At 70.6% G+C, this 13,907-nt stretch carries 13 protein-coding genes; 6 read left to right on the forward strand and 7 right to left on the reverse strand.

Annotated features, from left to right (window positions below; genetic code table 11):
* Positions 1 to 11: 11 nt before the first annotated feature.
* Positions 12 to 713, reverse strand: a complete 702-nt coding sequence (locus ACFYVJ_RS03360) for a hypothetical protein (RefSeq protein WP_388886181.1) — start codon at positions 711 to 713, stop codon at positions 12 to 14.
* Between the two features lie 817 nt (positions 714 to 1,530).
* Here ACFYVJ_RS03360 and ACFYVJ_RS03365 point away from each other — a divergent pair.
* The 4 genes from ACFYVJ_RS03365 (at position 1,531) to ACFYVJ_RS03380 (ending at position 4,661) form a co-directional block, all read left to right on the forward strand.
* Entirely contained in the window at positions 1,531 to 1,797 is a 267-nt protein-coding gene (locus ACFYVJ_RS03365; protein ID WP_388886182.1) for an acyl carrier protein, read from the forward strand.
* A 74-nt stretch (positions 1,798 to 1,871) separates the two neighbouring features.
* A complete protein-coding gene (locus ACFYVJ_RS03370; RefSeq protein WP_388886183.1) occupies positions 1,872 to 2,546 on the forward strand; it encodes a hypothetical protein in 675 nt (224 codons plus the stop codon).
* Positions 2,547 to 2,565: 19 nt separating this feature from the next.
* Positions 2,566 to 3,453 carry a diiron oxygenase gene (locus tag ACFYVJ_RS03375; protein WP_388886184.1) on the forward strand — a complete coding sequence of 296 codons (888 nt, stop codon included), beginning with the start codon at positions 2,566 to 2,568 and terminating at the stop codon, positions 3,451 to 3,453.
* On the forward strand, positions 3,450 to 4,661 hold the full coding sequence (locus tag ACFYVJ_RS03380) for a cytochrome P450 (RefSeq protein WP_388886185.1): 1,212 nt from the start codon (positions 3,450 to 3,452) through the stop codon (positions 4,659 to 4,661). Before ACFYVJ_RS03375 ends, ACFYVJ_RS03380 begins: the two co-directional genes overlap by 4 nt.
* 11 nt (positions 4,662 to 4,672) lie before the next feature.
* Here the strand turns inward: ACFYVJ_RS03380 and rsgA are convergent, their stop codons facing one another.
* The 5 genes from rsgA to bla form a co-directional block, all read right to left on the reverse strand.
* Positions 4,673 to 5,773, reverse strand: coding sequence for a ribosome small subunit-dependent GTPase A (gene rsgA / locus ACFYVJ_RS03385; protein WP_388886186.1), 1,101 nt, complete (start codon positions 5,771 to 5,773; stop codon positions 4,673 to 4,675).
* Between the two features lie 187 nt (positions 5,774 to 5,960).
* Complete coding sequence (locus ACFYVJ_RS03390) at positions 5,961 to 6,494, reverse strand: tetratricopeptide repeat protein (RefSeq protein ID WP_388886187.1); 534 nt, start codon at positions 6,492 to 6,494, stop codon at positions 5,961 to 5,963.
* A 149-nt stretch (positions 6,495 to 6,643) separates the two neighbouring features.
* Entirely contained in the window at positions 6,644 to 7,219 is a 576-nt protein-coding gene (locus tag ACFYVJ_RS03395; protein ID WP_388886189.1) for a hypothetical protein, read from the reverse strand.
* 73 nt (positions 7,220 to 7,292) lie between these two features.
* Complete coding sequence (locus ACFYVJ_RS03400) at positions 7,293 to 8,765, reverse strand: peptidoglycan D,D-transpeptidase FtsI family protein (protein ID WP_388886191.1); 1,473 nt, start codon at positions 8,763 to 8,765, stop codon at positions 7,293 to 7,295.
* Positions 8,762 to 9,703 (reverse strand): class A beta-lactamase, encoded by a 942-nt coding sequence (gene bla, locus ACFYVJ_RS03405; protein ID WP_388886193.1) that lies wholly within the window; start codon positions 9,701 to 9,703, stop codon positions 8,762 to 8,764. The genes ACFYVJ_RS03400 and bla overlap by 4 nt, the downstream gene beginning before the upstream one ends.
* Before the next feature lie 83 nt (positions 9,704 to 9,786).
* On the opposite strand from bla, the gene ACFYVJ_RS03410 reads away from it, so the two are divergent.
* Both ACFYVJ_RS03410 and ACFYVJ_RS03415 read left to right on the forward strand, forming a co-directional pair.
* Positions 9,787 to 10,716: a LysR family transcriptional regulator gene (locus ACFYVJ_RS03410; protein ID WP_388886195.1), complete on the forward strand. Its 930-nt coding sequence runs from the start codon at positions 9,787 to 9,789 to the stop codon at positions 10,714 to 10,716.
* Positions 10,713 to 11,621, forward strand: a complete 909-nt coding sequence (locus ACFYVJ_RS03415; protein ID WP_388886197.1) for a serine hydrolase — start codon at positions 10,713 to 10,715, stop codon at positions 11,619 to 11,621. Before ACFYVJ_RS03410 ends, ACFYVJ_RS03415 begins: the two co-directional genes overlap by 4 nt.
* A 41-nt stretch (positions 11,622 to 11,662) precedes the next feature.
* Here ACFYVJ_RS03415 and ACFYVJ_RS03420 read toward each other — a convergent pair whose 3' ends face one another.
* Positions 11,663 to 13,084: an SMI1/KNR4 family protein gene (locus ACFYVJ_RS03420; RefSeq protein ID WP_388886199.1), complete on the reverse strand. Its 1,422-nt coding sequence runs from the start codon at positions 13,082 to 13,084 to the stop codon at positions 11,663 to 11,665.
* Positions 13,085 to 13,907: the final 823 nt, after the last annotated feature.

Below are 13,907 nucleotides of genomic sequence, written 5' to 3' on the forward strand. Positions count from 1 at the left end.
GTGGTGTGCCATCAGTTCGCGCCCTCCGCGGCCAGGCGGGAGGTCCGCTGGTACGTCTCGTCCACGGCCCGCCAGAGGCCGGGGAAGAGCGAGTGCTCGGCAAGGCGCTCCAGCCCGCTGATCGGCGCACCGCGCATGCTCAGCGGCTCGGCGGGGTTCGCCGACCCGTCGCCGGGCCGGGCCGCCGGGTGGCCTCCGATGAGGCTGCGGACCAGGCGCAGGTGGAGCTGGTTCCACTCCATGGTCTTGCAGTCGAGCAGGTGTATGCCGTTGCGGACCTCCGCGAGGGCGGCCAGCCGCTCGCCGGGGGCCGGCGCCTCCAGCCGGCCCAGCTCCTCGATCAGGTCGCGCTGGCCGACGCCGTGCCGCTCCAGCGCGGCTTCGAACGCGCGCCACACGGCCGTGCAGACCCGGCGCAGGTTGCGGCGGCCGGGCGAGTCGAGGCCGGTGGACTCGGGCATCAGCACGTCGCGCATGCTCAGGAAGCTGGCCTGCGAAAAGGACTCCTGGAGTAACCGCACGGTCTGCACGGGGAATTCCCCGAGCCCGACGGTCCGGTTGAGCAGCCGGCCGGCGAGGACGAAGTCGTCCTCGTCCAGGGCGGTACAGACGCGGCAGAGTTCGTGGTGCATGGAACACCACGAGTATTCGCTGATCAGGTGGACCATCTGGAACATCCGATGGTCCGGGTTCAGCAGCTTGGCCTGGGGCACGAGTGCCTGTAAGGCTAACGTGATGCCGATTTCGGCTTCGTAGTCGCTGTCCCGGTCGTACTCGAATCGAAGGAGACGGTCCGGTTCTTCCGGGTTGAGTACCGCCCGTGCTTCGCCGGGTCTCCCGGTTTCACCGCGCGCAACAGCCACCAGCGATCGCCCTCCCCCGTTTGCCGAGACAAGCTGGCCGGAGGAAGCGTATGCCAATCTCCGCCACAGGTGAAGGGCCGGTCTCGTTTACGCACCTTACAGGCGCGCCCCGGAACCCCTTCGACGCTTCGATGCTTTCACATGCATTCAGCGGCCCGACATGCTGGACTTGCAGGTCAGACGGGTCGCGGACGTCCCGATCCCGGTTGCGGAACGGCGGGCGGACAGGGGTACATGACCTCTAAACGGAACAAACACCGGCGTCACCTCCACACCGGTCGATAATCTCCGCACAACCGACTCGGGCAGGTCGCATGAAAGCGAAACCGGTCGTTCCGCCCCCGGTTCTCGCCCACTCCGGCAAGGCTTCGTCCGGCGCGTACTCCGGGCCGCGAACAAGCAGGTCAGTGCGGCACCCGCACGGTGCCCCACGGCATCCGCCCGAAATCGCCGTCAACTGAGGGCCTTCACCTGCAGCGGAGATTGACATAGGCTCCGTCCCACCATCGGGGGAGGGAGATCTCCGAAGTGCTGTTGCGCGCAGTGAATCCGGAAGATCCGGCGGCGAGCCCGCGGCAGGAACCGGGACGCGCACCCTCCGGCCCGATCGAGTACGTTGACTATTTCCGCTGCCCACAAGGCACTCCAGGCAAGGATTTACCAGTCAATGAGCAATGGCAACGGGGAAGCCCAGATCCGCGAAGTACTGTCGACCTTCCACCCGGAGCTCGTGAACATTCCGGCCGACGTGGACTTAATCGATTCCCGGCTGATCAACTCGCTGGCATTCATCACGTTCATGCAGAACCTGATCGACGCCACGGGCCATGAGCCCGACCTCGACTCGGTCCCGATCGGCAAGCTCCGTACCATCGAAGGGCTTACGGAGATCTTCTTCCGCTCGGACGCGCCCTCGGCGCAGGTGGCGGAGTGACACCCGGGCAGGCGGTCACCGCCGGACGGGGACTGGGCTCACTGTCCGCCGAGGAGTTCCGGATCCTCGAGTCCGTGGACGCAATGGTGCTGGAGTGGGCGGCGCGGATCGGCGCGCCCGCCGAGCGGCACGCCGAACTGCTGACCGTCGCGGACCTGTCCCGCATCGACTACTTCGACAGCTTCCCGCAGCTCGCACACCGCGTCACGCCCTGGCTGGACAATCCCGGCGACGACGATCTCGTACTCACCTCCGCGTCCTGCTACGGCGCCTACTTCTCCCGTGCCTGGTCCACCGTCGGGGACCGGACGCTGCTCACCGTGCGGCAGACGTGCCGCCGGCGGGAGCGCGCGTACACGCCGCTGCGCCGGCAGCGGGAGTTCCAGATGCGCGAAGTGGTGATGATCGGCGGCCAGGCCGAGGTCCGGGCGTTCCTGGACGAGGGCCGGGAGGCGATCGGCGACATCGCCGCTTCGCTCGGCACCACCGGTGACTTCCTGATCGCCACCGATCCGTTCTTCAAGAAGGACGACGAGCGGCTGCTGCACCAGAAGCTGTTCCCCACGAAGCAGGAGTTCACAGACGCGAGCGGCCTGGCCATCGCCTCCGTGAACTCGCACCGCAACTTCTTCGGTGAGCGCTGCGACATCAGGCTCGCGGACGGGACGCACGCCTTCACCGGCTGCATCGCCTTCGGTCTGGAACGCTGGGTCGACGCGCTGATCCGCAGTCGGCACGAGTCGGCGTAGGCAAGAGGAAAGGAGTCACATGACCACCACGACCGAATCGTCGGACCGCTTCTCCGCAGTGCTCGCGCGGCTCACCGAGAAGTCCGTCACCGACCACTACAACCCGTACACCCATTTCGACTGGCCGGACTCCCTGCCGGAGAACGCCTACTGGATGTCGCCGTCTCTGCTCAGCATCCACGGTACCGAACTCGAGAACGAGTTGACCGAGTCGCAGAAGATGACGCTCAGCAAGTGGGAGAGCATCAACTTCTACAGCATGAACGTGCACGGCATCCGTGAGCTTCTCAACGAGGTCATCGACCGGATCCACACGCGCGGGTTCGAGGAGACGTCCGAGTTCTTCCACCACTTCATCGGCGAAGAGAACGAGCACATGTGGTTCTTCGCCGAGTTCTGCCTGCGCTACGGCGGCAAGCTCTACTCGACGCTCCGGATCAAGGGCGATTCTGAGAACGAGACCGACCTCGCCAACTTCCTGGTGTTCAGCCGGATCCTGATTTTCGAGGAGCTGGTGGACCACTACAACATGACCATGGCGGGCGACAAACTGCTCCACGAGACCATCCGCGAGATCAACCGGGTCCACCACCGCGACGAGTCCCGGCACATCGCGTTCGGCCGCGAACTGGTGAGCATGCTCTACGAGCGTGCCCGCCCGTCGATGACGGAAGAGCAGCGGGGCGAGGTCGAGTCCTACCTCAAGGACTACATAGCCGTGATCCTGAATTCCTTCTGCAGCTCCGTCGTCTATCGCGACGCCGGGCTCGGCGACATGGCGGGGCTTCGCACCCGGGTGCTCGCCCACCCCGGGCGCAAGGAAGCGGTGCGGCGGGCGGTGCGTAAGCCGATGGGTTTCTTCGTCAAGCAGGGCATTTTCTCCGACAACGCCATTCCCGGGCTGTGACCGCTTCACGCGAGAGGACGGCGGTGCCGTTCAGCGAGATCCGCGACCGGCTCGGCGAACGGCACGCCCCGGCGGAGGTCGCCCTCGCCGAACTCGAGGCCGACCCCAACCCGGTGCTGCGGCGCCTGCGGGAGGAGAGCCCGGTGGCGGTGTGCACCGAACTCGAAGCGCTGCTCGCGCTGCGCTGGGCCGACGTGCAGACGGTGGTCTCCACCGCGGAGTCGTTCCGCTCGGACCAGCCGGACAGCTATCTGACCCGGTTCGTCGGGCCCAACATGCTCCACAGCGAGGGGCAGGAGCACCGCGCCGCGCGGTCGGCGATGCTGCCCGCGTTCCGGGCCGCCGACCCCCGGATGCCGGCCGAGGTCGCCGGGCGTTACGCGGAGCTGCGCGAGTCGTATGCGGACGGCACGCCGTGCGACCTCGCGGCCGAGTTCTGCGTCCCGCTGGTCGCCCGGGCCACCATCGACCTGCTCGGCTGCGAGGACACCGTGACGCCGGCGCAGATGGACCGCTGGGCCCCGCTGGTGAGCGAGGGCGCCTTCGACTTCCGCGAGTTCGGCACCCCCCGGGACGACGTCGACGGTGTCCGCGCCGAGATCCTGGCGATGGTCGCGGAGTACGTCGCGGGCAGACGGCGTGCGCGCCCGGACACGGTGCTGGGCTGTCTGGCGAAAGCGTCGAGTTCGCGGGACGAGACGCGCCGGATGGTCGAGTTCATGATCATCGGGGCGGACGCGGGACCGCGGGAAGGGCTGAGCACGGTGCTGGCGTGCGTGCTCACCGCGGACGGCGAGATGCGCCGGCGGCTGGCGGCGTCGCCGGCCCTGCGCCAGAGCTTCGTGGACGAGGCGTTGCGCTGGGAGTCGCCGATCGGCGGCATCACCCGCGAGGCGCGGGTCGGCACCGAACTCTCGGGCGTCGCGATCGAGGCCGGTACCCGGGTCATCGGGGTGCTGCCGAGTGCGAACCGGGACCCGCGGCGCTGGCCGGACGGCGACTCCTTCGTACCGGACCGCGGCGACCGGGCGCATCTGTCGTTCGGGGCCGGCGCACACGGCTGCATAGGCGCCGCGCTGAGCCGCCGGCTCGCGGACGCGATGGTCCTGGCCGTGGCGTCGGACCCGGCGGTGCGGCCGTACGCCGTCCCCGAGTACCGCGGCTGGTGGTACCGCGGTCCGTCTGCCGTACTCGCGTCCTGGAACTGAGCCCGGGGCTCTCAGGGGCGCGGTTTGCCCGACTCCGCCTTCATGAGCTTCCACCGGTGCTTCCCCTGGCGCGCTCGCTCGGCGGCGAGCCGGGCATCGGAGCGAGCCGCGATCCGCTCGTTCTCGCGTAGCAGTTTGTTGTAGCTCACCAGGCGCCGCGCGGGGAGCAGCCCGTCCTCGATGGCGGCCTTCACCGCGCACTGCGGTTCCGCGTCGTGCGCGCAGTCGTGGTACCGGCATTCGGCGGCGAGCGCTTCGACGTCCGCGAACGTCCGCTCCAGCCCGTCGCCGCCGTACAGGCCGACGCTGCGCAGCCCCGGCGTGTCGATGATGACGCCGCCCGGGACCGCGATCAGCTCACGGGCCGTCGTGGTGTGACGGCCCTTCTCGTCCCGTTCCCTCGTCTCCCCCACGGCCATCACCTCGGTCCCGGCCAGGGCGTTGGTCAGGGTCGACTTCCCGGCGCCGGACGGCCCGATCAGCGCGGTCGTACCGGGCAGGCACGCGCGGAGCAGGTCCATGCCCTCCCCGCTCACCGCACTGACGACAAGGACCGTCACACCGGGCGCCGCGGCCTGCACGTCGTCGGCGTGGCTCCGGTCGTGGGCGACGTCGGCCTTGGTCAGTACGACGACCGGCTGCGCCCCGCTCTCCCAGGCCAGCGCCAGACAGCGCTCGATGCGCCCGAGGTCCGGCTTCGCGGCGAGCGAGGACGCGATCAGCACGGCGTCGACGTTGACGGCGAGCGCCTGCCCGTCCGACGCGGCCCCGGCGCTGTTCCGGACGAGCGCGGTGCTGCGCGGCAGGAGTGCGGCGAGCGCGACCGGGCCCGGCGTACCGGGATCGACCGCGGCCCAGTCGCCGGTGCAGGGGCAGTTGACCGGGTCGGGATCCAGCACGGGCGCCGTCTCGGCTCGGACGGTGTGCACCCCGGCGCCGGAGGGGTCCGGAACGACGACGTCGCAGCGGCCGAGATCGACCCGTGCCACGCGCCCCGGGACGAGCCCGGCCGCGGTGAACGGGGCGAAGTCCGCCTCCCGTTCCCCGGTCCAGCCGTAGGCGGCGAGCGGGTGGCCGGTCCCCTGCGGGGCGTGGTTCTGGTGCGATGTCACGCGTGGGCCTTTCCGGGCGGACACGGCGACGAGCCGGTCTCAGGCGGACGCACTTGCTCGGGTTTCGCAGCGAGCAAGAGTAGTGCAGACGGCAGCCGGTGTGTGCTGATCGGCCGCGGCTCTCCCGCAAGCCGCGCGGGGCGAGCGCGGTGCGTACGCCTGCGCGCGACCAGGCCGCCCACCTGACTCAACTCTTCTCCGGCGGCTCCGCGTTCGTCTGCGGCACGCCGTCCAGATCATCGGCGTAGTGCTCGATCGCCTGCCGGTAGTCCCGCACCCGACGGTCACTGCTGGTGACGGCCAGCGTCTTCAGCAGCAGCCGCACCGCCTCGCGGCCTTCGCCCTCGTTGTACAGCGCCATGGCCAGGAAAGCATGCAGCGCAGGATCGTGCGGGAACTCCTCGAGCCCGTGCCGCAGAGTCCGCACGGCCTCCCCGTAGGAACCCAGGACCCGGTGGGTGCTTCCCAACCCGAGAAAAGCCCCGTGACGATCCTCCACAGACAAGCCCGCACCGCCCAGGGCCCGTTCATAGAACGGGACGGCTTCGTGCTCCAGGCCGAGCACATCATGTGCCCAAGCGGTCTGATAGGCGATCTCGGCATCCTCGGGATACCGCTCGGCCAGCTCCATCAGTCGTTCTCGGGCCGGCCCAGCCCGGCCCTGTTCCCTCAGCCGAACCGCTCGCGCCAGCGCCGCGGTCCTCTCGTGATCACCGCTCATGCCGCCCTACGGTGACACACCGAGGTTCCGTAACCTCCTCCCCAGGAGCTTCCGGGCCGCGCGGATTCCCGGACCCCCAGGAGTTGACGCTGCTGCCTCCTTCGGGACCGGTGTCCGACTTCCTTCTGCACATCGACATGCTGCGGAGGTCACGCGTCGAAGTCGTGGTCGCCGTACTCGACGTAGCCCCGGTCGATCAGCTCGTCCTCCAGCTCGTCCTCGTCCAGGTCCGCAAGGTCGTCCAGGTTGTCGACGGGGCCTTCGCCGAGCAGGACGTAGTCCTCGATGCCGGCGATCTCGCCGACGAGTGACGGGACGGGGACGTTCGCCCAGTCCACGGCGACCTCGAACGCGCCGTCGTACTTGTCCTCGAACAGCCCGTCGGCAAGCGCCATCTGCACCGAGGCGGGGTCGTCCGAGCCCGCGGCGTAGCCGGTCGGCTTGCCCCGCCCCAGGAAGGTGATGTCCGGGTAGCCGTCGATCCGGAGTGTCATGAACGGGTGCAGGTCTATCGACTCCGCCATTGCCCCCTGTTGGTACACGTCCAAGGCCACGTCGGCACCGCTGCTGTAGGCGAAGAGCAGCCAGACGTTGATGGACGCCTCAAGTTCGAAGTCCAGAGCCGACTTGACCTCGTCGAGGCTGCCGCAGATGTGGTGTGCGTCCTTCCTGGCCGCTCCGGGAGACACGCCGAACCTCAGGTCGTAGAAGCTCTTGGGAATCATGCGCGGGAGCGTACCTGTGGGGACCGGCAGCATCCGCGCCGACGTCGAGACGGCGGCCCGCGGTCCCGGAAGGCTAGGCGTCGAGCACCGCCTCCATGACCGCCTTCGCGATGGGCGCGCCCAGTCGTCCGCCGCCGATGTCGGCGCGGGAGATGTCCATGTCCTCGGGGTCGACGAAGACGGCGACCGCGACCGGTGACGTGCCGTCCGGCTGCTTGGCGTACGAGACGAACCAGGCGTACGGGTTCTCGTCGCGGACATCCGCGCCGTGCTGGGCAGTGCCGGGTTTGCCGCCGACCGTCACCCCGTCGATCGCGGCCCCGTCGGCGGTGCCGGCCGTGACAGCGTGCTCCATCATCTCCTGCACCTTGCGCGCGGTGCCGGGTGAGACCGCCTGGTTCAGCCGCTCGGGTTCGGTCTTCTCGACCGTGGTCAGGTCCTGGTCGCGCAGTTCTGCGACCAGGTGCGGCTGCATGAGCGTGCCGTCGTTGGCGAGCGCGGCGGTGACCATGGCCATCTGCAGCGGCGTCGTGGTGAGGCTGCCCTGTCCCATGCCGGTCAGGGCGGTCTGCGGCTCGTCCAGCCGCTGCGGGTAGGTGGAGGCGGAGGCGCGTACGGGCATGAAGTGCTCGCTGTTGAAGCCGAACTTCTCCGCCGTTTCCCTCAGCTTCCCCGCGCCCGTCCGCAGGGCCGTATCCAGGAAGACGTTGTTGCAGGACCACTGCAGGGCGGTCTTGAGCGAGGCGTCCTCGCACTGGCTGTCGGGGACGACGCTGCCGACTTCCGTCCTGCTGAGCGGCAGGGGGTATGGCGACGGGACGTCCGTGGCCGCGTCGATGTCGGTGACGGTGCCGTGCTCCAGTGCCGCGGCCGCGGTGAGGATCTTGAAGGTGGAGCCCGGTGGATACGTCTCCCGTATCGCCCGGTTGCGGAGGGGCTTGTCCTTGCGCTCGTCGAGCCGGGTGAAAGCCTCGCCCTCCGCCTCCGAGAGACCGGAGAAGGCGCCCGGGTCGTACGAAGGTGTGCTGGCCAGCGCGAGGACGGCTCCGGTCCGGGGGTCGAGGGCGACCACCGCGCCCTTGACTCCGAGGTCGGTCAGGCCCCGGTACGCCGCCCGCTGCGCGGCCGGGTCGATCGTCGTGACGACGTCGCCGCCGCGCGGCTGCCTGCCGGTGAGCAGGTCGGCGGGGCTGCGTGCCAGCCGCGGATCGGAGCCGGTGAGCAGGTCGTCGTGGACGCCCTCGAGCAGGGTCGCGCCCTGGGCCTGGGAGAAGAAGCCGGTGACCGGGGCGTACATCGGGCCGTCCCGGTACGTCCGCGCGTAGCGCAGGTCGGATCCCTTGACCGGCTTCGAGCCGGTGATCGCTCTGTCGCCGACGATGATGTTGCCGCGCGGCTCGGCAAAGGCGGCTATCAGCGTACGGCGGTTGTCCGGGTGGGTGGCCAGGCTCTCGCGCTGCGCGCTCTGCATCCAGGTCACCCGGGCGAGTATCACCAGTATGAGGAGCCCGCAGAAGACGGCGACGTGGCGGATCGTCCGGTTCACGGCGTGGCCATCGCGTCCGAGACCACGGCGGCGGCCTTGGCGATGAGCTTGTCGTCGGGCTCGGCGTCCCGGTCGGTGCCGTTGGAGAGCACCGCCATGACCAGCGGCGCGGCGTCCGGCCGCCAGACGACGGCGATGTCGTTGCGGCCGCCGAAGGTGGCCGCGGTGCCGGTCTTGTCGCCGACCTCCCAGCCCTTCGGCACCCCGGCCCGGATGGTCTCGTCCCCGGTGGTGTTGGTGCGGAGCCAGGTGGCCAGCCGCGCCCGCTCCGGCATGTCGAGTACGTCCCCCAGCACGAAGGCGCGCAGGTTCCCGGCGAGCGCTCGCGGGGTGCTGGTGTCCCGTTCCGAATCCGGGTCCCAGTCGCTGAGCGCGGGCTCGATCCGCTCCATCCGCGTGGTGTCGTCACCGGTGGTCTCCCGCAGGAACGACTCCAGCGCCTTCGGCCCGCCGAGTTCCTCGAAGAGGAGGTTGGCGGCGGCGTTGTCGCTGTAGCGCACGGCGGCGTCGCAGAGTTCGCCCAGCGTCATCCCGTCGTCCACGTGCTTCTCGGTGATGGGGGAGTTCGCGACGAGGTCGCTCCTGTCGTACGTGATCTCCTTCTCCAGGCCGGCCAGCTTCCGCTGCCGCAGCACCGCCCCGGCCTCGAACGCCTTGACCGTGGACGCGAACGGGAACCGCTCCCCGTCGCGGTACGCCACCTCCCGGCCGGTCTGCGTGTCCACGGCGTACACCCCGAGGCGGGCGTCGTGGGCACGCTCCAGTTCCTTGAACTCCCGCGTCGCGCGCTGCTGCGCGGCCGCCGCGGCGGGGGCGGACAGTGCGGCCCGGTGGTCCGGGGCGGTCGTCGTACGGCTGCCGTCGGAGCACGCCGCCGACGTCATCGCCACGAGGGTCGCCGCCGTGAGGCCCAGCAATCGGTTCGTGAGTCGCTGCATACCGAGTCATCCTCATCACCAGCGCTCATACCGTCCAATACGTGCGTGCACTGTTTGATGCGCTTTTCACATACGATCTGGTCATGGACTTGGTCGGAGCCTGCCGCGCCTTCGTCAGTGTCGGCACGCGGGAGAGCTTCACGGTCGGCGCGGCGGCCGCCGGCCTGTCCCAGCCCGTGGCCAGCCGCCGCATCGCCGCCCTGGAGAAGCACCTGGGGCAGCCGCTCTTCGAGCGCGCCGCCCGCCGCACCGAACTCTCCGCCTTCGGCCGCGACCTCCTGCCCGCCGCCCGCCGGCTCCTGGAGGCCGCCGACGCGTTGGAGCACGAGGCCCGGACCGCCGGTCTGCGCCCCTGGCGGCTCGCGGTGCCCGCGACACTGCCGACCCTCGCCCTGGCCCGCCTGGTCACCGAGGCCCGGGCGCTGGGCATCACCCTGGAGGTGCACCCCGCTGAGCCCGCGGGCCGTACCGAACTGCTGCGCACCCAGCAGGTACGCGCAGCTCTGCAGGCGGTACCGCCCGACGAGGCCGCTTGGACACTCCCGCTCGGCCTCGCCGGCCACCACGACCCGGGCGTCAGGCGCGTCCACCTCGACGCCCTACGCCCGGGGCGCGGCAGCACCGGAACGCCGCGGCGCATCTGGCTGCAGCCCGAGGACGACGTGCCGCACGTCCGCAACCCGCTGACCCGGCTGCGCGACGCCGCGGGGCTGCTGCCCGCGCAGCTCGCCGCCGCCCCCGACCTTGCGACCGCAGCCGCCGAGGCGCTCGACTCCGGCGACCTGCTGCTCTGCTCCCCGGTCCAGGCCGGCGAACTGGGCCTGGACTGGCGCCCGCTCGGCGACCACCCGCTCGCTCGCGGCTACGCCCTGACCACCGCGGACCACAGCAATCCACAGTCCCTGCAGACCCGCCTGTACGACGTCATCGCCCGCTGCCTGGGAGCCACCCCCGCGCCCGTACCGGCGCCCGCACCGGCATCCGCGCCCGCCCCCGCCCAGGAGCCCGCGTGAACACCCCGGCCCTGCTGCACGGCCTGCGCGAGCAACTGCGCGACGGCGGCCTGCACGGCTGCTTCCTCGTCCGCGACCTGCGCTCCGGCGAGGAACTGGGCATCGATCCCGACACCCAGCTTCCCGCCGCCTCCCTCGTCAAGGTGCCGCTGGCCCTGGCCACCGCCGAACGGATCCGCCGCGGCGAACTCGACGGCGCCACCGCCGTCGACGTACCGCCCGGCCGCACCAGTACCCCGGGCCCCACCGGCCTGGCCCGCTTCCGCCACCCGGCCCGTATCGCGATCGACGACCTGCTCTACCTGAGCACCTGCATCAGCGACGGCACCGCGGCCGACGCCCTCTTCGCCCTCACCCCGACCGCCCGGGTCAACGAGCTGCTGCGGGAGTACGGCCTGCACGGCATCACCCTGCGCCACACCATGGCCGACCTCACCGACACCCCAGCCGAACACCTCGGCCCGCACGACACCGAGGGCCGCCTCGCGCTCTCCCTCGCCATCGACGCCGCCACCGACGGCCACGGCCACCCGGTACGCCAGCTCGACAACTCCCGTACCAACACCGGCAGCGCCCGCGCCTGGACCGACCTCCTCCAGGCCCTGTGGACCCCGTCGGCCATCCATCCCGAGACGGCGGAACGCGTCCGGGCCCTGATGGCCCACAACGTCCTCCGCCACCGCCTCGCCCCGGACTTCGCCTCGGACGCCACCACCTGGTCCTCCAAGACCGGCACCCTGCTGAACCTCCGCCACGAAACCGGCGTCGTCGAACACCCCGACGGTCAGGTCTTCGCCGTCACGGCCCTTACCGAATCCCGCGTCCCCGCCACCGCCCAGCCCGCCGCGGAGGCCCTCATGGGCCACGTCGCCCGCACCCTCTGCAACCACCTGCGGCAGCGTTGACACGGATCGCGGCTGACGCCCTCGGGTTCCTACGGCGATCTCTACGGCAAGGTGCCGAGGTCACCGCCGACGACGGTCCCGGGGATCGGGGGGCGGTCCCAGAGGGCGAGGATCTCGTTCGCCAGGGCGACGGTCGCGCGCGGATCCCAGTCGGCGTAGACCATGATGGCGGCGGCCGACAGGCTGCGCGGGACAGCAGCGGCATCGAGAAGGACACGCCAGTACTCCGGCGCGAGTTCCAGGAACTCCAGCCCCGTCAGCCCGGCGATCTCCAGTGGATCGGCCAGGGTCCCGGGGCGGCAGGAGAGGCTGCGCAGGCGTGGCAGCCCGGCAACGGGTGCCAGACTGATCGGCTCGCCGTCCCAGACACCGAGGCTCAGCACTTCCAGTTCGGGATGGACCGCGGCCTCAATGCTCCTCACGCGCGCGTGGTTGACCCACGCCGCGTGGGGAAGGTCGTCGCCTTGACGCCCGGAATACCAGTCCCGTTCCGGATCCTGCACCAGGTCGGTGAGGGACTCGGCCAACAGCCCGGCACCGACGCTCTGCTCGTGGCTGAGCACGATGATCTGCCCGGAGTGGCCGCCCGGGCCCGGCGTCAGGTCGACGGCGACCTGATCCCCACCGCCGGTGTCGCCGATGACGATCCATCCGGGCGAGCCGACCAGATCCTGCACGGCGGCGTCCGGCCCGGTGACAGCCGTCTCCATGGCCGCCTGCTCCCACTGGAAGCGACGGCGTGATCTGTCGGCGATGGAAAGGCCGTCCAGGCTGTTCAGCTCGAAGCCGACCGTGTCGAAGACGCGTTCCGCCGCTTCTTCATCCTCACCCCAGTCGGCAAACCGTGCGCGTGTCACCCGGTAGAGGACCTTGATCTCCTCGGGCAGTGCCACTCCCAGCCGGGCCTCTGCCGCGCCGATCTCAGCCTCGGTGGCGCCGATCGCCTCGGGTATCCGCTCACGCAGCGTCCGTTCCAGCAGCGCCAGATCCACGGACGGAGCGGGCCGCACCCCGGGCACGGCCTCGGGCAGGCGGCGCCATGGCTCGGGCACTGCCCCCTCGACCAGGAGCAGCGCCCCCGGGTGAGCGCTTGCGCGGGTATCCGCAGCGGGGCTGGGATCGAACAGGTGAAGCACAGCTTTCCCGCTCGGCGGGATCTCCACGGCGAACGCGATGTCGGCGACATCTGCCGCTGTGAGCGCGTTCTGCACCCTCTCGACGGTGTCGAACTTCTCCAAGAGCGCGTTCCGCACCCGATCGATTGCGCCGAACTCCTTCTGCATGTCCCACGCCAGCAGGGCACGGCCCGCCTGCGGGCGCCGTTGTGGCAGAGGCACACTCCATGAGTCCTGGCCGACTCTCCCCACCACGGAGCCGCCGGGCGCCGCGAGGGTCTGGGCATGGACTGTCCGCAGGAGGCGCAGCAAGGGCTCCCAGGTGGCGAAGTCATGCAGCGAGGACACCGGTGGCCTCCAGCCGATTCGGTGATCAGGACGGCGGAGATTATGCCGTCTGCCACCGACAATCCCTTTTCCCCTTACGCCGATTCCGCGGCCCGCCGCACACCGCCGGACTCTCGTACTGCCGACACAGTGTGGCCCCGCCCGGGAACCGCCTTGCCGCCCCGCCGCCCAGCAGTTCTGCAGCCGTCCAGGTTCCGCTCAAGAGGCGCGGAGATCCGCTGTCGCCGCGGCGGCGGAAACTGCGCGGTCGCCTCGGGGTTCAGTGGCCGTAGTTCCACTCGCACAGGTCGACCACCGCCGGGTCGACCTGGCCGCGTGCCGAGCGGCACTGTGCCGCCATGTCGACGCTCGGGGAAGCCGAGTGCTTCGGGAGGCCGTGCGGCGTGCGGGGGCGCGGTAGCGGGGGCCTCGGGGCGGCCGTCGACTTCGGCCTCGGACGGGGGCGGGGAGCTGCGGAGCGTGGTGCTTCGACAGGGCCCGCCCCGGCGGCAGGTGCCGGTCGGGGTGGGGCCGCTCGCCGGGTCGGCGGTGGCTTCTGGCCGCCCTCGGGAGCCTTCGGTGGTCCGGGGTCGGCCCGTCTCGTCGCGGACTTCCCCGTCGGCGTGGTCGCGTCCGGGGCGGGCTCGTCGTCCGGGGTGTGCGCCGCGTTGGCGGGCTGTGCCCGCTCTCGCTGCGCGTCCGGATCCGGCGAGCCCGACACCGACATACAGCCCGAGGTGAGAACCGCCATCGCGGCGGCGCTCCCGATCACGTTCCAGCGCATCCGCCTACCCTGGCGGACTCCTTGCCTCCGCTCGCGCGCCACGCCGAGGTGCGGTTGCCC

Origin of the sequence: Streptomyces sp. NPDC004134, from assembly GCF_042874195.1 — a bacterium.
Classification (GTDB): Bacteria; Actinomycetota; Actinomycetes; order Streptomycetales; family Streptomycetaceae; genus Streptomyces.